At 65.8% G+C, this 16,604-nt stretch carries 15 protein-coding genes; 4 read left to right on the forward strand and 11 right to left on the reverse strand.

Going from position 1 to position 16,604, the window contains the following annotated elements:
* Positions 1–166 precede the first annotated feature (166 nt).
* The 9 genes from WCE05_RS14890 to WCE05_RS14930 form a co-directional block, all read right to left on the reverse strand.
* Positions 167–853 (reverse strand): helix-turn-helix transcriptional regulator, encoded by a 687-nt coding sequence (locus WCE05_RS14890; protein ID WP_225788723.1) that lies wholly within the window; start codon positions 851–853, stop codon positions 167–169.
* A 180-nt stretch (positions 854–1,033) separates the two neighbouring features.
* The gene (gene ppa, locus WCE05_RS14895; protein ID WP_225788722.1) at positions 1,034–1,561 is read right to left on the reverse strand and encodes an inorganic diphosphatase; all 528 of its coding nucleotides are present in this window, start codon (positions 1,559–1,561) and stop codon (positions 1,034–1,036) included.
* Positions 1,562–1,654: 93 nt separating this feature from the next.
* Complete coding sequence (locus WCE05_RS14900; RefSeq protein WP_225788721.1) at positions 1,655–2,470, reverse strand: zinc-dependent peptidase; 816 nt, start codon at positions 2,468–2,470, stop codon at positions 1,655–1,657.
* Between the two features lie 8 nt (positions 2,471–2,478).
* Positions 2,479–3,126 (reverse strand): DedA family protein, encoded by a 648-nt coding sequence (locus WCE05_RS14905; RefSeq protein ID WP_225788720.1) that lies wholly within the window; start codon positions 3,124–3,126, stop codon positions 2,479–2,481.
* A 330-nt stretch (positions 3,127–3,456) separates the two neighbouring features.
* On the reverse strand, positions 3,457–3,915 hold the full coding sequence (locus tag WCE05_RS14910; RefSeq protein WP_225788719.1) for a GNAT family N-acetyltransferase: 459 nt from the start codon (positions 3,913–3,915) through the stop codon (positions 3,457–3,459).
* A gap of 103 nt (positions 3,916–4,018) precedes the next feature.
* A complete protein-coding gene (gene eutC, locus WCE05_RS14915) occupies positions 4,019–4,837 on the reverse strand; it encodes an ethanolamine ammonia-lyase subunit EutC (RefSeq protein WP_225788718.1) in 819 nt (272 codons plus the stop codon).
* A 9-nt stretch (positions 4,838–4,846) separates the two neighbouring features.
* A complete protein-coding gene (locus tag WCE05_RS14920; protein ID WP_368816116.1) occupies positions 4,847–6,241 on the reverse strand; it encodes an ethanolamine ammonia-lyase subunit EutB in 1,395 nt (464 codons plus the stop codon).
* A gap of 49 nt (positions 6,242–6,290) precedes the next feature.
* Positions 6,291–7,742 (reverse strand): ethanolamine permease, encoded by a 1,452-nt coding sequence (gene eat / locus WCE05_RS14925; protein ID WP_225788716.1) that lies wholly within the window; start codon positions 7,740–7,742, stop codon positions 6,291–6,293.
* A 183-nt stretch (positions 7,743–7,925) separates the two neighbouring features.
* Positions 7,926–9,446, reverse strand: a complete 1,521-nt coding sequence (locus WCE05_RS14930) for an aldehyde dehydrogenase family protein (RefSeq protein WP_225788715.1) — start codon at positions 9,444–9,446, stop codon at positions 7,926–7,928.
* A gap of 267 nt (positions 9,447–9,713) precedes the next feature.
* Between WCE05_RS14930 and WCE05_RS14935 the strand changes: the two genes are divergently transcribed.
* The 4 genes from WCE05_RS14935 to WCE05_RS14950 all read left to right on the forward strand — a co-directional run bounded on the left by WCE05_RS14935 (position 9,714) and on the right by WCE05_RS14950 (position 13,992).
* Positions 9,714–11,666, forward strand: coding sequence for a sigma-54-dependent Fis family transcriptional regulator (locus tag WCE05_RS14935; protein ID WP_368816117.1), 1,953 nt, complete (start codon positions 9,714–9,716; stop codon positions 11,664–11,666).
* A 66-nt stretch (positions 11,667–11,732) separates the two neighbouring features.
* Positions 11,733–13,082 (forward strand): UDP-N-acetylmuramate:L-alanyl-gamma-D-glutamyl-meso-diaminopimelate ligase, encoded by a 1,350-nt coding sequence (mpl, locus tag WCE05_RS14940; protein ID WP_225788713.1) that lies wholly within the window; start codon positions 11,733–11,735, stop codon positions 13,080–13,082.
* A complete protein-coding gene (gene ubiX, locus WCE05_RS14945) occupies positions 13,079–13,708 on the forward strand; it encodes a flavin prenyltransferase UbiX (protein WP_225788712.1) in 630 nt (209 codons plus the stop codon). The genes mpl and ubiX overlap by 4 nt, the downstream gene beginning before the upstream one ends.
* Positions 13,705–13,992: a YceK/YidQ family lipoprotein gene (locus WCE05_RS14950; protein WP_225788711.1), complete on the forward strand. Its 288-nt coding sequence runs from the start codon at positions 13,705–13,707 to the stop codon at positions 13,990–13,992. Before ubiX ends, WCE05_RS14950 begins: the two co-directional genes overlap by 4 nt.
* A 166-nt stretch (positions 13,993–14,158) precedes the next feature.
* Here the strand turns inward: WCE05_RS14950 and WCE05_RS14955 are convergent, their stop codons facing one another.
* Complete coding sequence (locus WCE05_RS14955) at positions 14,159–14,803, reverse strand: oxidoreductase (protein ID WP_225788710.1); 645 nt, start codon at positions 14,801–14,803, stop codon at positions 14,159–14,161.
* 26 nt (positions 14,804–14,829) lie between these two features.
* Positions 14,830–16,563, reverse strand: coding sequence for a C13 family peptidase (locus tag WCE05_RS14960; protein WP_368816118.1), 1,734 nt, complete (start codon positions 16,561–16,563; stop codon positions 14,830–14,832).
* Positions 16,564–16,604: the final 41 nt, after the last annotated feature.

Here is a 16,604-nt window from a genome sequence, read left to right on the forward strand (position 1 = left end):
ACCGCCTTAATCGGTATGGCCATCGAGGCCTGGAAAGATGGCGGACGGCTGTGTGAGGCGTCGCCAGGCCCTCTGGAGCGCGGCCTTTGGCCGGTCGGGGCAAAATGTGCCGCGTAGCATACTAGGGCTGGTGCAGGTTGCCCAGCAAAAAATGGCGTAAGGTGTTTCAGACAGGGCGCTGCTGGCTGAAGCACGACCAGTGGAACACCCAGCCGAGGATCACCATACCCTGCGCCTGACGTTGGGACGGTGTGTAGCGCTCCAGCGTGTGATTGTGCAGGTACAGGGTGTCGTGGTGGCCGAGGCTCAGGCGGTGGACCCGCAGTTTGCCGTTGTGCAGCAGGGCATAGGTTTCGCCATCGATGACCTGGGTCAGGCTGCGGTCGATGGCCAGGATGGCGTCCGAGGGGATGACGGGAGCCATGCTCGCGGAGGGTATGGCCAGGCCGATGACATTCTTGCGGGCGATGCCCAGGGCCTTGAGCGTCTGCGCAGGCAGGCGCAGGTGGCGTTTGCCCAGCGGTTCGAGGCGGCCGTCGCGCAGGGCATGCAGCGGGATGCGCAGTTGGCGCCCTTCCCGGAGGGACGAGAGAGGTGGGGCGTCGACCGGCGCCGGGCAGCGCAGTGGCTGGCGCAGGAGGGGGCTGGGGTGCTTGGCGCCTTCGCCGCTGCGCAGCCAGCGGCGCTGCACGCAGAACAGGTCGGCGATCTCTTCGAGGCGCGCCAGCGGTACCCCGCGCTTGAACCAATTGTTGACGTGCTGGGGCGTGACGCCACGCTGGGCGGCGAAATCGGAAGGGGTCAGGCCGCATTCCTGGAGCAGGGCCTTGAGACGGTCACCGGAGGTATTCATGGAGCCGAGTCTAGCGAGCGGCTGCCGGCGGGGAAATGAACCCGTGGTTGAGGCGTTACGTACGAAAACGGGGTGATTGTAGGAGTGCGCCTAGGACTGCGTAGGAGTTTTTACTGCTCACGCCGAAAACCCAAGGCCCACAAAAAAGCCCTGCCGAGGCAGGGCCTTGCGAGCCGGCGGTCAGCCCTTGTAGGCAGCGACCGACTTGGTGATCTCGGCGCGGGCGGCATCGGCGCCTTCCCAGCCCTTGACCTTGACCCACTTGCCTTTCTCGAGATCCTTGTAGTTCTCGAAGAAGTGCTTGATCTGCTCCAGCAGCAGGGCGGGCAGGTCGGTGTATTCCTTGACGTCGACGTACAGCTGGCTCAGCTTGTCGTGCGGAACGGCCAGGACCTTGGCGTCGCCACCGCTTTCGTCGTCCATGTGCAGGACGCCGACCGGGCGGGCGCGGATGACCGAACCCGGGGCGACCGGGTAGGGGGTCACGACCAGCACGTCCAGCGGGTCGCCGTCGTCAGCCAGGGTGTTGGGGATGTAGCCATAGTTGGCCGGGTAGAACATCGGGGTGGCCATGAAGCGGTCGACGAACAGGGCGTCGCTGTCCTTGTCGATCTCGTACTTGATCGGCGCGTGGTTGGCCGGGATCTCGATGGCGACGTAGATGTCGTTCGGCAGGTCTTTGCCAGCCGGAATCTTGCTGTAGCTCATTGGGCAGTGCCCCCATGTTTGACCAAAAAAGTGGCGGCGATTATAGGCACATTCCGACAGGGCATGCCACGCCCGGCCGGATGTGCGGGGGCCTCAGGCGTGGGTTTCGCGGTAGTCCGGGTGTTCGGCCTGCAGCCTGGCCAGGCGCGCGAGCGGATCCTGGCGGTAGAACAGCGACAGTTGCCCGTACACCTGGGGGTAGGCCTGGTGCAGCAGGTCGGGCGCGCTGAAGAAGTACTCGCTGGTGACGGCGAAGAATTCCGCGGGGTTTTCCGCCGCGTAGGGGTCGATGGCCGTCTCGGCGTCCGGGTTGGCATCCAGCTGGCGGTTGAGGTCGTCGTAGGCCTGCTGCATGGCCGTGGCCCAGTCTGCCACGCGCATGCTGCCGTGCAGGGGCGGCAGGCCGTTGGCGTCGCCGTTGAGCATGTCGAGCTTGTGCGCCAACTCGTGGATCACCAGGTTGTAGGCCTCCCAGCCGCCGCTGGCCAGCACCCCGGGCCAGGCCAGGATCACCGGCCCCTGCTGCCAGGCCTCGCCGCTGTGCTCGGCGTCCCAGGTATGCTCGACGCCGCTGCTGTCGCGGTGGCGCTGGGGGCTCTTGAAGTCATCGGGGTAGAGGATGATCTCGTGGAAGCCCTGGTACCAGTCCAGGTCCCCCAGGTGCAGCAGCGGCAACTGGGCCTGGGCGGCGAGGAACAGGCGCTGCTCGTCGTCCAGCTCCACGCCTGGCAGGGTGGTCAGGTGCTTGTCGTGCAGGAACAGGACGCAGGCCTCGCGCAGCCAGCGGTCTTCCTCGTCGCTGAGGCCGTCGAGCAGCGGCAGGCGTTCATGAACCACTTGCCACAGCTGCGGGTCGACCGGGTAACGGGCCAGGGTGCGTCGGCGGCGCCAGGCGCGAAGCGACCACATGGCGTGGATCAGTGGGCCTTGGCCGTGCGGCCCAGGCGTCCGCGCAGCAGGCCCAGGACCATCGGTACCAGCGACAGGAAGATGATGCCCAGGACCATCAGCGACAGGTGCTGCTTGATGAACGGTACGTTGCCGAAGAAGTAGCCCAGGGTCACCAGGCCCCCGACCCAGAGCAGCGAACCGGTCACGCTGAAGGCCAAAAAGCGTGGGTAGTGCATGTGGGCGATGCCGGCGACGAAGGGGGCGAAGGTGCGCAGGATCGGCAGGAAGCGTGCCATGGTCACGGTCTTGCCGCCGTGGCGTGCGTAGAAGTCGTGGGTGCGCTGCAGGTAGTCGCGGCGGAAGATCTTCGAGTTCGGGTCGCGGAACAGGCGCTCCCCAGCCGTGCGGCCGATCACGTAGTTGGTGCTGTCGCCCATGATCGCCGCCGCCATCAGCAGGCCAGAGAGCAGTACCGGGTCCATGCCGCCGCCAGCGGCCACGGCGCCAGCGATGAACAGCAGCGAATCACCCGGCAGGAAGGGCATCACCACCAGGCCGGTCTCGCAGAAGATCACCGTGAAGAGGATGGCGTAGATCCAGGGACCATAGTTGGTGACCAGCAGATCGAGATAGGCATCGAGATGCAGGATGAGGTCCAGCGGGTTGAATTCCATGTACAGCACCTGTGTTCTTGACCCGCAGCTACGGGCGCGCGATGACGGACAATGCCAAGGGCGTAGGTTTGTTTACCGGCGGGAGGTAAATTTTCACACATGACAGGAAGGGCATTATACGGCGATGCCAGGAATGTGCCCGGAGAGTTTGTAGCGGCGGATTACGGGGTTCAATGTCAGTCAGGCCCACTGGGGCTGCCTTGCAGCCCATCGCTGGCAAGCCAGCTCCCGCAGGGTTCGAGTCGATCACGCATGATGCGATTTGCAGGGCCGTGTGGGAGCGGCTTGCCGGCGATGGGGCGCGATGTGGCCCCAACTGCCCGTACCGCCTCAATCCTGGTTGATCGGCAGCACGTAGTTCTCGAACTCGGTGTCCTTGTGAAACCCCATCGACTCGTAGGTCTTCTTCGCCACCTCGTTGTCGCTGCTGGTGGATACGCGCATGCGCACGGCATTGGTTTCCTTGGCCATCTTCTTGGCTTCGCGCATCAGGTGGTCGGCGACCAGCATGCGGCGGGAGTCTTCGGCCACGTAGATGTCGTTGAGGATCCACACACGCTTGAGCGACAGCGACGAGAAGCTCGGGTAGAGCTGGCAGAACCCCAGCAGGCGGCCCTCTTCGTCATCCGGCAGGGCCAGGTAGATCACCGACTCACCACGCTTGAGGCGCTTTTCCAGGAAACTGCGCGAGCTGTCGGGGTAGGGCAGTTGCCCGTAGAACTCGCGATATTTCACGAACAACGGGGTCAGCAGGTCGAGGTGTTCCAGGGTTGCCTTGATGATGCGCATGTGCGGCCCTCAGAGTCCATGTGGGGAAACAGCGGATTGCCAGCCGCTTCAGATGCTGCCCAAAGCAGCCGGGAAGCGCAATCCGCCCGGCGTGACATGTTTTTTACTCTTCTCCAAGCAGGAAGTTGCCGCTTTTACCTGTGGCGCTTTCAGTCTCGAGGCTGTGCACCTCGGCCTCGTCCTTCAGGTTCACCCCCGACAACTGCCGGCGGCAGGCCTCGCGCATCAGGTACAGCAGGCGGTGGGCGGCCATGCCGTAGCTCAGCCCCTCCAGGCGTACATTGGAAATGCAGTTGCGATAGGCGTCGGTCAGGCCGACCTTGGGCGCGTAGGTGAAATACAGCCCCAGGCTGTCGGGCGAGCTCAGGCCGGGGCGTTCGCCGATCAGCATCACCGTCATGCGTGCGCCGAGCAACTCGCCGACTTCATCGCCCACCGCCACGCGGCCCTGTTCCACCAGCACCACCGGGGCGCTGGTCCAGCCGTCGGCGGCGGCCTGCTCCTCGAAGCGGGCGAGGAAGGGCAGGGTATGGCGATGCACGGCCAGGGCCGAGAGGCCGTCGGCGACCACGATCGCCAGGTCGACCCCACCAGGGTGGGCCTGGGCATGCTCGCGCAGGCGCTGGGCCGAGTCTTCGTTCAGGCGCCGGCCCAGGTCGGGGCGCTGCAGGTACTGGTGACGGTCGCTGGCGGCGCTGTGCAGCAGCAGGCTGTCGCGACCCCGGTCGGCGAGCTGGCTGCGCAGGCCAGCATGGTCGAAGGGCAGGTGCACGGCATCGCGGGCCTGGGCATGGGCGAACTGGAAGTCCAGCTGGGCGCCAGTCGGCAGGCTGATACCGGTACGGCCCAGGGCGATGCGCGCCGGGGTCAGGTTGCGCAGGGCCAGCCAGGGGTTGTCATGGGCGGGTGTGCGTGGGTCCATGGTCACTCCCTATGCAAGCTGTGCCAGGGCCTGGCGGAACGCCGGCGGCAGGTTGTCGCCAAAGCGTATCCGGCCATCGGCCTGGGTGAAGATGCCGGTACGTTCCAGCCAGGCCTCGAACTCCGGGCCAGGCTTAAGGCCCAGGGTCTGGCGCGCGTAGAGCGCGTCGTGGAACGAGGTGGTCTGGTAGTTGAGCATGATGTCGTCGGAGCCGGGGATGCCCATGATGAAGTTGATCCCGGCCACGCCCAGCAGGGTCAGCAGGGTATCCATGTCGTCCTGGTCGGCTTCGGCATGGTTGGTGTAGCAGATGTCGCAGCCCATGGGGACGCCGAGCAGCTTGCCGCAGAAGTGATCCTCCAGGCCCGCGCGGATGATCTGCTTGCCGTTGTACAGGTATTCCGGGCCGATGAAGCCGACCACGGTGTTGACCAGGAACGGTTTGAAGTGCCGGGCCACGGCGTAGGCGCGGGTTTCGCAGGTCTGCTGGTCGACGCCGTGGTGGGCGTTGGCCGACAGGGCGCTGCCCTGGCCGGTCTCGAAGTACATCAGGTTCTGCCCCATGGTACCGCGCTTTAGGGACAGCCCGGCCTCGTAGCCTTCCTGGAGCACGTTGAGGTTGATGCCGAAGCCCGCGTTGGCGGCCTCGGTGCCGGCGATGGACTGGAACACCAGGTCCAGCGGCACACCCCGGTTGATCGCCTCGATCGAGGTGGTGACGTGGGTCAGTACGCAGGCCTGGGTGGGGATCTGGTAGCGCTGGATGATGGCGTCGAGCATCTCCAGCAGGGCGCAGATCGAGGCGATGCTGTCGGTGGCCGGGTTGATGCCGATCATGGCATCGCCGTTGCCGTACAGCAGGCCGTCGAGGATGCTGGCGGCGATACCGGCGGGCTCGTCGGTCGGGTGGTTGGGCTGCAGGCGGGTCGACAGCCGCCCACGCAGGCCCATGGTGCCGCGAAAGCGCGTGACCACACGGATCTTCTGCGCCACCAGGACCAGGTCCTGGACGCGCATGATCTTCGACACCGCGGCGGCCATCTCTGGCGTCAGGCCTGGGGCCAGGGCGCGCAGGCTGTCCTCGTCGGCCGCCTCGCTCAGCAGCCAGTCGCGCAGCCCACCGACCGTCAGTTGGCTGACCGGGGCGAAGGCCTCGGCGTCGTGGCTGTCGATGATCAGCCGGGTGACTTCATCGTCTTCGTAGGGGATCAGCGCCTCGTTGAGGAAGTGCTTGAGCGGGATGTCGGCCAGTGCCATCTGCGCGGCGACCCGCTCGCCGTCGTTGCTGGCCGCGACACCGGCCAGGTAGTCGCCCGAGCGTGCCGGGCTGGCCTTGGCCATGACTTCCTTGAGGCTGTCGAAGCGGTAGACCTGGTTGCCCACCGTGTGTACGAAACTTGCCATACAGAATCTCCAGGGCGCCGCGGGGCTGGCCCGCGGCGTAAGACGGCGATCAGTGCAGGGCCTCTTCGGCTTTCTGGATCGCGGCGAATTCCTCTTCCGGTGTCCCGGCCACCAGGTGGTGGCGGCTGTAGAAGGCGAAGTAGGCAATTAATACTCCATAGATTACCGCGGCGCCAATCACCACCCGAGGGTCGACCAGGAAGCCCGCGACCACCGCCAGGCAGGCCAGCACCAGGGCCAGGCCCGAGGTGAAGATGCCGCCTGGGGTGCGGTACGGACGCTCCATCCGGGGGCGACGGATGCGCAGGGTGATGTGCGCGGCCATCATCAGCACGTAGGACAGCGTGGCACCGAACACCGCCACCAGGATCAGCAGGTCGCCCTGGCCGGTCAGGGACAGGCAGAAACCGATGATCCCCGGGATGACGAGGGCCAGTACTGGCGCCTTGCTCTTGTTGGTCTCCGAGAGTTTGCGCGGCAGGTAGCCTGCGCGGGAAAGGGCGAAGATCTGCCGCGAATAGGCGTAGATGATCGAGAAAAAGCTAGCGATCAGGCCAGCCAGGCCGACCAGGTTGACGAAGCCGCCCATCCAGGTGGAACCACCGTAGGCCTTGGCCAGCGCCTCGACCAGCGGGTTGCCGGAGGCTTTCAGGGCCTCGGAACCGGCACCGCCAGGCCCGACCACCAGGATCAGCAGGGCGAAGGCTAGCAGCACCAGCATGGCGCCGATCAGGCCGCGTGGCAGGTCGCGCCGTGGGTTCTTGGTTTCCTCGGCGGCCAGTGGCACGCCTTCGACGGCGAGGAAGAACCAGATCGCGTAGGGGATCGCCGCCCAGATGCCGACATAGCCGAAGGGCAGGAAGGCGCTGGCGCCAGCGGCGTCGGTCTGGGCGATGTCGAACAGGTTGGCTGCATCGAAATGGGGCACCATGCCCACCAGGAACACGGCCAGGGCGATCGCGGCGACGGCGGTGATGATGAACATCAGCTTGAGCGCTTCACCGACACCGAAGATATGGATGCCGATGAAGACGATATAGAACGCCAGGTAGACCATCCAGCCGCCGATGCCGAACAGCGACTGGCAGTAGGCGCCGATGAACGTGGCGATGGCGGCCGGGGCGATGGCGTACTCGATGAGGATCGCGGTACCGGTCAAAAAGCCGCCCCAGGGCCCGAAGGCGCTGCGGGCGAAACCGTAGCCGCCGCCGGCGGTGGGGATCATCGACGACAGTTCGGCCAGGGAAAAGCACATGCACAGGTACATGGTGGCCATCAGCAAGGTGGCGAGGAACATGCCGCCCCAGCCGCCCTGGGCCAGGCCGAAGTTCCAGCCGGCATAGTCGCCGGAAATCACGTAGGCCACGCCCAGGCCCACCAGCAGGATCCAGCCCGCCGCGCCTTTTTTCAGCTGGCGGTGCTGGAAATAGTCCGCATCGACTTTTTCGAAATCGACGGAAGCGCTCACCGGCGTGCCGGTGGCGGAATGATCGCTTGGCATAGTGTTCACCTGTTGTTTTTCTTGATGGCCGGAGGGACTTCCAGCCCATGGTGATTGGTCGTGCAGGAAGCGGGCCATTCAGCTGCGAACTGCGAGCCGCAAGCTTCAAGCTGCAAGCTTCAAGAAAAAGCAGGCCTGTGCACGGTCCGCTTTTTCTTGTCGTTTGCAGCTCGAGGCTGTTCGTTAGAAGAAGCCCAGCGGGTTGATGTCGTAGCTCACCAGCAGGTTCTTGGTCTGCTGGTAATGGTCGAGCATCATCTTGTGGGTTTCGCGGCCGACACCGGACTTCTTGTAGCCCCCGAACGCGGCATGCGCCGGGTACAGGTGGTAGCAGTTGGTCCATACGCGACCAGCCTTGATGCCACGGCCCATGCGGTAGGCGCGGTTGATGTCGCGGGTCCAGACGCCGGCGCCAAGGCCGAACTCGGTGTCGTTGGCGATCGCCAGAGCCTCGGCTTCATCCTTGAAGGTGGTGACACTGACCACCGGGCCGAAGATCTCTTCCTGGAACACGCGCATGCGGTTGTTGCCCTTGAGCAGGGTCGGCTGGATGTAGTAGCCGGTGGCCAGGCTGCCTTCGAGTTTTTCCACCTTGCCGCCGGTCAGCAACTCGGCGCCTTCCTTCTCGGCGATCTCCAGGTAGGAGAGGATCTTCTCGAACTGCTGCTGGGACGCCTGGGCACCTACCATGGTCTCGGTGTCCAGCGGGTCGCCACGCTTGATCTGCTGGACCTTCTTCATCACCGCTTCCATGAACTGCGGGTATATCGACTCCTGCACCAGCGCTCGCGACGGGCAGGTGCACACCTCGCCCTGGTTGAAGAAGGCCAGCACCATGCCCTCGGCGGCCTTCTCGATGAAGCTCGGCTCGGCCTGCATGATGTCTTCGAAGTAGATGTTCGGCGACTTGCCGCCCAGCTCCACGGTGGACGGGATGATGTTCTCGGCGGCGCACTTCATGATGTGCGAGCCGACCGGGGTGGAGCCGGTGAAGGCGATCTTGGCGATGCGCTTGCTGGTGGCCAGGGCTTCACCGGCCTCGCGGCCATAGCCTTGCACCACGTTGAGCACGCCCTTGGGCAGCAGGTCGCCGATCAGCTCGAGCAGCACGGTAATGCCCAGTGGGGTCTGTTCGGCCGGCTTGAGCACCACGCAGTTGCCCGCGGCCAGGGCCGGCGCCAGCTTCCAGGCGGCCATCAGCAGTGGGAAGTTCCACGGGATGATCTGCCCGACCACGCCCAGTGGTTCGTGGATGTGATAGGCCACGGTGCTTTCGTTGATCTCGGCGGCGCCGCCTTCCTGGGCGCGGATGCAGCCGGCGAAGTAGCGGAAATGATCGACCGCCAGGGGGATGTCGGCGTTGAGGGTCTCGCGAATCGGCTTGCCGTTGTCCCAGGTCTCGGTGATGGCCAGGACTTCCAGGTTCTGCTCGATGCGGTCGGCGATCCTCAGCAGGACGTTCGAGCGTTCTTGCACCGAGGTGCGGCCCCAGGCGTCGGCGGCGGCATGGGCGGCGTCCAGCGCCTTGTCGATGTCCTCGGCGGTGGAGCGGGGGAATTCGGCGATCGGCTGGCCGTTCACCGGCGAGGTGTTGGTGAAGTACTCACCCTTGACCGGAGGAACGAACTCACCACCGATGTAGTTACCGTAGCGGCTCTTGAAGGAAATCTTCGCGCCTTCGGTACCGGGATGTGCGTAACGCATGGTGTGTCTCCTGGCTATTGTGTTTGTGATGGAGTTGAAAAGCGTAGAGCAAAGGTCGGGCCAGCGCTCAGAGCCCTTTTATAATCAATGAGTTATGCGAAATTGGTGATGAGACTGACAGACCGTTGTGCCTACCCTGGTACGCTCGCCGTGACACTTTGTACCGTTTCCGACACAGCGCATGACTCAGCGGTCAGTGCGCCATTGCAAAGCCTTCCCAGGTAGAGGATGCTGGCAGGACGCTCTATCTGCGGAGAACAACAACTAATGCAGAGCAACCCTTTCAGCCGCCATGCCCACCAGGTGCTCACGGTCGCCCGCGGCCAGGCCAGCGGGCCGGGCAGCGACCCATCGATCGCCCGCTCCTGGCTGCGCTGCCTGGAGGACTATCACCTCGACCCAGCCTTGGCCCAGGCCCCCGTGGTGCTGGAACACGGCCGCCTGCTGGAGAGCCGCGAGCGCCTGCGCCAGGTGCTGCAGATCGCCGACAGCGAGATGAACAGCCTGCACCAGCAGCTTTCCGGCTCTGGCCATGCGGTACTGCTGACCGATGCCCGCGGGGTGATCCTCAACTGTGTCACCGCGCCCACCGAGCGGCGCATCTTCGAGCGTGCCGGGCTGTGGCTGGGCGCCGATTGGAGCGAGGCCCGCGAGGGCACCAATGGCATCGGCACCTGCCTGGTCGAGCGCCAGGCCCTGACCATCCACCAGGACGAGCATTTTCGCGGCCGCCACACCGGCCTGACCTGCTCGGCGAGCCCGGTGTTCGACCCCCACGGCGAGCTGCTGGCGGTGCTCGATGTTTCCTCGGCGCGGCCAGACGTGTCGCGCCAGAGCCAGTTCCATACCATGGCCCTGGTCAACCTCTCGGCGAAGATGATCGAAGGCTGCTATTTCCTGCGCCATTTCGAACACCAGTGGCTGTTGCGCTTTCACCTGCAGGCCGAATCGGTCGGGTTGTTCAGCGAGGGTTTGCTGGCGTTCGACGGCGACGGGCGGATCTGCGCGGTCAACCAGGGCGCCCTGAACCTGCTGGGCACCATCCGTGGCGGTGTGCTGGGCAAGCCGGTGGACATGTTCTTCGCCTGCAGCCACGACGAACTGTTCAGCCGCGCCACGCCCCAGGGCTGCGCGGCCTGGCCATTGCACACCCGCGATGGCCGGCGGGTATTCGCCAGCCTGCGCGGCCAGGCGCACACGCCGGCGTGGTCGGTACCGCCTGCCGCGCCGTTGGCCAAGGCTGTGCCGCAGCCCGCCCTGTGCTTGCTCGACCCGGCCCTGCAGAACGATTTCCGCCGTGCCGTGCGGGTCTTCGAGCGAGACGTGCCGCTGCTGCTGCGTGGCGAGACCGGCTGTGGCAAGGAGGCGTTCGCCCAGGCGGTGCACCAGGCCAGTGATCGCCGGGACAAGGCCTTCGTGGCGATCAACTGTGCCTCGATCCCCGAGAGCCTGATCGAGAGCGAGCTGTTCGGCTATCGCGGCGGCAGTTTCACCGGGGCACGCAAGGAGGGCATGCGCGGCAAGCTGCTCCAGGCCGATGGCGGCACGCTGCTGCTGGACGAGATCGGCGACATGCCCCTGGCCTTGCAGACCCGCCTGCTGCGGGTGCTGGAGGAGCGCCGGGTGGTGCCCATCGGCGGTGAGCCGCAAGCGGTGGATGTACGGATCATCAGTGCCACCCACCGCGACCTGCTGGAGCGGGTGGAGCAGGGGAGTTTCCGCGAAGACCTGTATTACCGCCTCAATGGCCTGGAGGTGGCGCTCCCGGCCTTGCGCGAGCGCAGCGACAAGGCGCAGTTGCTGGACTTTCTCCTGGCGCAGGAGGCAGACGGGCTGCCTATCGGGATCGCGCCGGCCGCGCGCCAGGCCCTGCTGGACTTCGCCTGGCCGGGGAACGTGCGACAGATGCGCAATGTGCTGCGCACCCTGGTGGCGTTGTGCGAAGACCATCGCATCGAGCATGCCGACCTGCCGCCGATCGTGAAACACGGCGCCACGCCCGTGGCAGCGGGCTTGCCCGCGAACGAGGGCGAGCCCCTTGTCATGGCTGGCCAGCCCCACGGTGGCCCAGTAACCCTCGAGGACGTCGAGCGGGACGCGCTGCTGGCCGTGCTCGAGGCAAAACGCTGGCACATGACCCACGTCGCCGAACACCTGGGCATCAGCCGCAATACCTTGTATCGGAAACTGCGCAAGCACGGCATCGCCAGGGCCGGGTAAGCGAAACAGCGGGTGCGATTTCCCTCGCCCTGGGCTACCCTGCCTCGATGTTTTGCGAGGTCGACCATGCACATTCACATTCTCGGTATTTGCGGCACTTTCATGGGTTCGCTGGCGGTGCTGGCCAAGGAGCTGGGCCATCGGGTCACTGGCTCCGACGCCAACGTCTATCCGCCGATGAGCACGCAACTGCAGGCCCAGGGCATCGAACTGACCCAAGGCTATGACCCGGCCCAACTGCAGCCGGCGCCGGACCTGGTGGTGATCGGCAACGCCATGTCGCGGGGCAACCCGGCCGTGGAATACGTGCTGAACAAGGGCCTGCCCTATGTCTCCGGCCCCCAGTGGCTGGCCGATCACGTGCTGCAGGGGCGCTGGGTGCTGGCCGTGGCCGGCACCCATGGCAAGACCACCACCAGCAGCATGCTGGCCTGGGTCCTGGAGCATGCCGGCATGAGCCCGGGCTTTTTGATCGGCGGCGTGCCGCAGAACTTCTCGGTGTCGGCGCGCCTGGGCGAGACACCGTTCTTCGTGGTCGAGGCAGACGAATACGACAGTGCTTTCTTCGACAAGCGCTCGAAGTTCGTGCATTACCATCCACGCACCGCGATCCTCAACAACCTTGAGTTCGATCATGCGGACATCTTCCCTGACCTGGCGTCCATCGAGCGGCAGTTCCACCACTTGGTACGGACGATTCCCAGCGAGGGCCTGATCATCCACCCGACCACCGAACCGGCTCTGGAACGGGTGATCGGCATGGGCTGCTGGACCCCGGTGCAGACCACCGGCGAGGGCGGCCAGTGGCAGGCGCGCTTGCTCAGCGCCGATGGCTCGCGCTTCGAGGTGCTGTTCGAAGGCGAGGCCCAGGGCGTGGTCGAGTGGGAACTGACCGGCCAGCACAACGTGGCCAATGCCCTGGCCACCCTGGCCGCCGCCCGCCACGTGGGCGTGGCGCCGGCCATGGGCATCGAGGGGTTGAGTGCGTTCAAGAGCGTCAAGCGGCGTATGGAGAAGGTGGCCGAGGTCCAGGGCGTGACCATCTACGACGATTTCGCCCATCATCCGACCGCCATCGCCACCACCCTCGACGGCCTGCGCAAGCGTGTCGGCGAAGCGCCGGTGATCGCCGTGATCGAGCCGCGTTCCAACTCCATGAAGCTTGGTGCCCACCGCGAAGGGCTGCCAGAAAGCGTCGAGGCGGCCGACCAGGTGATCTGGTACGCCCCGCCCAACCTGGGCTGGGACCTGGCCAGCACTGCCGCCCAGTGCAAGGTGCCGGCGGTGGTGGCCGACAGCCTCGAGGCGATCATCGAGCGCATCAAGGGCCAGGCCCGCCCAGGCACCCATGTGGTGATCATGAGCAACGGCGGTTTTGGCGGCCTGCACGGCAAGCTGGCCGAGGCCCTGGCATGAGTGGGCCGGAGCGCATCACCCTGGCCATGACCGGTGCCTCGGGGGCGCAGTATGGGCTGCGCCTGCTCGACTGCCTGGTGCGCGAGGACCGTGAGGTGCATTTCCTCATCTCCAAGGCTGCGCAACTGGTGATGTCCACCGAGACTGATGTATTGCTGCCGGCCAAGCCCCAGGCGATGCAGGCGTTCCTGACCGAATACACCGGTGCCGCCGACGGGCAGATCCGTGTCTATGGCAAGGAGGACTGGATGTCGCCCGTGGCTTCAGGGTCTGGCGCGCCGGCGGCCATGGTGGTGGTGCCGTGTTCCACCGGGACCTTGTCGGCCATCGCCACGGGGGCCTGCAACAACCTGATCGAACGGGCGGCCGACGTCACCTTGAAAGAGCGTCGGCAGTTGATCCTGGTTCCGCGCGAGGCGCCGTTGTCGACCATTCACCTGGAGAACATGCTCAAGCTGTCGCAGATGGGCGCGGTGATCCTGCCGGCGGCGCCGGGCTTCTATCACCAGCCGCAGACCATCGACGACCTGGTCGATTTCGTCGTGGCGCGCATCCTCAACCTGCTGAACATCCCCCAGGACATGCTGCCGCGCTGGGGTGAGCACCACCTCGGGATCGACGATTGAGGCGGGCGCTGGCAGGGCTGCTGGTGCTGGCCCTGCTCGGTGGCTGCGCGACCGTGCGCACGCTGGATGCCAACAAGCCGGGAACGCCGGTGGTGTATGCCGGGACGCGGCTGGACCTGTATGCACTCAAGGGTGGGTGTTGCCCCGAGGACCGCTTCGGGGCGCAGGCACCGGCGTATCCTGGGTGGGACCTGCCGGGGAGCCTGTTGCTCGACACCTTGTTGTTGCCATTGTCGTTGCTGACGGCGTTGGGGATTGGCTTTCAGGCTACTGGCGGGCTTTGAGCCCATCAGCCAAGTGTTGCAGCTGTCACTTGGGGCCGCTTCGCGCCCTATCGCCGGCAAGCTGCTCCCATAGAGACTGCGCCGCTCCTGAGGTCGGCGCAGAACCTTGTGGGAGTTCAGTTTACTGGCGATGGGCTGCAAAGCGGCCCCAATACGTGTAACTGACTTATTTCCTGCCCAGCTTGCGCAACTCATCCGACTCGACGATGCGCACCCCGTCTTCTTCCTCCAGCGCCAGGCGCCACAGCGCTCGGGCCAGGGTGCAGGCCTCGATCCCCCGGTACTTGCCCGGTATCAATCGCGACAGCGGTGCGGCCAGGCGTTCGCCCAGCCGTGGCTCCAGGCGCTCGCCCAGCAACAGCGAGGGCCGGACGATGGTCAGTTGTGGCCAATCCTGGGCCTTGAGCGCTTCTTCCATCTCGCCCTTGACCCGGTTATAGAAGATCGACGACTTGGGATCGGCACCGATGGCGCTGACCACCAGCAGATGGCGAGCCCCCAGCTCCCGCGCGCGCTTGCTGAAGGCCACCACCATGTCCAGGTCGACGGCGCGGAAGGCCGACTCGGAGCCGGCTTGCTTGAGCGTGGTGCCCAGGCAGCAGAAGGCGATGTCGACACGCCCGGCCAACTGTGGGAGAAACACGGCCGGGTCGCCCACGGGGTTTTCCAGGTGCGGGTGCTCGGCCAGTGGCCGGCGGGTAGGTGCCAGCACCCGGCTGATGGTGGGTTCGTTGAGCAGGCGGTCGAGCAGGTGTTCACCCGTCAGGCCCGTGGCTCCGGCAAGCAGGACATGCTGAGGCGTCAAGTACATGATGTCTCTCCCCTTTTACACACAGCTTAGTGGGTGCCCGGCGTTTTCGCCTGCCCACCCGCGGTTGGCTGTGCCTTGTTGCGCAAGGCTTCCTCGGCTTGCTGCTGGCGCAATCGCTGCCAGTGCGCAAGGACCGTTGGCGGCGCCCAGAGCTGCGGCTCCGAGGCCTCGAAGCCTTCCCTCCTTTCACGTTCGGCAACGCTGCGGCGGGCCAGTTCGAACGCCTGTTTCAGGTCGTCCGTCTGGTTCAGCGCCTCGGCGAACAGGGCGTCGCCGAAATAGGTGAAGTCGGCCTCTTCCGAGCAGCCGAAGGACACCCGGTCGGGGCGTGCCGCAGTCATGATCAGGGTCCGGTCGTCCTTGAGCGGGGCGATGTAGCCCCCTGAATAGCAGGCGGAGATGACGATTATCTTGTCGCGGCCCTTCAGTGGTGCCAGGGCGCCGGCCAGTTCGTCGGCGGAGAGGTCGGCCAGTTGCAGGCGCGGCTGGTCGAGCACCAACTGGTGATCCGGGCTGCCGTGGCTGGTCAGGTAGATGAACACCAGGTCTTCCGGGCCGCTGCGCTCGGCCAGGGTCTGGGCGGCGCGGGTGAGGTTCTCGCGGGTGGCCATGGGCCGGTCGCTCAGGTGGTCGCGATGGTTGACCAGCGTCACCTGGCCGCGAGCCCCGAAGCGTACCCGGAGCATGTTGCTGACGTAGTCGGCCTCGCGCAGGAACACGCTCTGCTGCCCATCGCCGGCCACGACCAGGCTGTACAACTGGATCGGCGGGACCGAGCTCGGCACCTTGGCCAGGGCCTCCTGCAGCAGCCGGCCCTGGTTGAGCAGGGCCAGGTCGAGCGGGTCGGGCAGCAGCCTGCCCTTTTCGTCGCGCACGCGCACGCCGTTGACCCAGTAGCCGCTTTCGACCCGCCCACCCGGGAGGGTCAGGCGTCCACGGCCCTGGTAGGCGTCGTTGGCGAAACCGCCGATGTACTGGGTGCCGTCGGCCAGTAGCAGGTGGCCCTTGCCGGAAAAGCGCCAGTCACGGAAGTGGCCCTTGTAGCGGCTGCCGTCGCTGCCGAGCAATTCGCCCTCGCCATCGAGCGAGCCGTCCTTGAAGTTGCCGATCCACACATCGCCGTCGGCGTTCTCGTAGCGGCCCCGGCCTTCCAGGCGGTTGTCCTTGAACTCGCCGATGTACTGCTCGCCCTCGACGCTGTCGTAGGTGCCGCTGCCTTGCAGCAGGCCATCGACGAAACGGCCGCTGAACTGGTTGCCGCTGGCGTCGCTGCGCACGCCGGCGCCGTTGGGCTTGCCCTTGGCGAACAGGCCCTGGTAGCGGCTGCCGTCGGCCAGTTCCAGCTGGCCGGCGCCTTCGTACTGGTCGTCCTTGAACTGGCCGCGATAGGTCTGGTCGTTCTGCCGGAGGGTGCCTTCGCCATCGCGCCGGCCATGCTTGAAGGTGCCGGCATAATGGCTGCCGGGGGTGGTCAGGTCGCCCAGCCCATGGAACAGCCCCTCGGCGAACTGGCCCCGATAGACCTCGCCGTTGCTGCCGTGCCACTCGCCCTGGCCGTGCCACTGGCCATCCTTGAAGGTCCCGGCGTACCAGCTGCCATTGGGATAGTCGATGCGCCCTTCGCCCTGCAACAGGCCATCGATCACCTCGCCGCGGTAGCGGCCGCCATCGGGCAGGCGGGCATCCGGCGGCGACAGGGGTTCGCCGTCGCCGCAGGCGGCGAGCAGCAGTAACAGCGCGAGGGGCAGCAGTGGACGCATGGCGGGATCCAGGCAAAAGATCTGCCGAGTATGCCGCAGAA

This window comes from Pseudomonas sp. I2 (genome assembly GCF_040984075.1).
Classification (GTDB): domain Bacteria; phylum Pseudomonadota; class Gammaproteobacteria; order Pseudomonadales; family Pseudomonadaceae; genus Aquipseudomonas; species Aquipseudomonas guariconensis_B.

What these genes read in the sequence shown, in the direction of transcription:
- WCE05_RS14905 (WP_225788720.1), bottom strand. Translation starts at nt 3,126, where the DNA reads ATGGAATTCAACCCGCTGGACCTCATCCTGCATCTCGATGCCTATCTC.
- WCE05_RS14955 (WP_225788710.1), bottom strand. Translation starts at nt 14,803, where the DNA reads ATGTACTTGACGCCTCAGCATGTCCTGCTTGCCGGAGCCACGGGCCTG.
- WCE05_RS14910 (WP_225788719.1), bottom strand. Translation starts at nt 3,915, where the DNA reads ATGCGCATCATCAAGGCAACCCTGGAACACCTCGACCTGCTGACCCCG.
- WCE05_RS14920 (WP_368816116.1), bottom strand. Translation starts at nt 6,241, where the DNA reads ATGGCAAGTTTCGTACACACGGTGGGCAACCAGGTCTACCGCTTCGAC.
- WCE05_RS14900 (WP_225788721.1), bottom strand. Translation starts at nt 2,470, where the DNA reads ATGTGGTCGCTTCGCGCCTGGCGCCGCCGACGCACCCTGGCCCGTTAC.
- WCE05_RS14935 (WP_368816117.1), top strand. Translation starts at nt 9,714, where the DNA reads ATGCAGAGCAACCCTTTCAGCCGCCATGCCCACCAGGTGCTCACGGTC.
- eutC (WP_225788718.1), bottom strand. Translation starts at nt 4,837, where the DNA reads ATGGACCCACGCACACCCGCCCATGACAACCCCTGGCTGGCCCTGCGC.
- WCE05_RS14960 (WP_368816118.1), bottom strand. Translation starts at nt 16,563, where the DNA reads ATGCGTCCACTGCTGCCCCTCGCGCTGTTACTGCTGCTCGCCGCCTGC.
- eat (WP_225788716.1), bottom strand. Translation starts at nt 7,742, where the DNA reads ATGCCAAGCGATCATTCCGCCACCGGCACGCCGGTGAGCGCTTCCGTC.
- ubiX (WP_225788712.1), top strand. Translation starts at nt 13,079, where the DNA reads ATGAGTGGGCCGGAGCGCATCACCCTGGCCATGACCGGTGCCTCGGGG.
- WCE05_RS14930 (WP_225788715.1), bottom strand. Translation starts at nt 9,446, where the DNA reads ATGCGTTACGCACATCCCGGTACCGAAGGCGCGAAGATTTCCTTCAAG.
- WCE05_RS14890 (WP_225788723.1), bottom strand. Translation starts at nt 853, where the DNA reads ATGAATACCTCCGGTGACCGTCTCAAGGCCCTGCTCCAGGAATGCGGC.
- mpl (WP_225788713.1), top strand. Translation starts at nt 11,733, where the DNA reads ATGCACATTCACATTCTCGGTATTTGCGGCACTTTCATGGGTTCGCTG.
- ppa (WP_225788722.1), bottom strand. Translation starts at nt 1,561, where the DNA reads ATGAGCTACAGCAAGATTCCGGCTGGCAAAGACCTGCCGAACGACATC.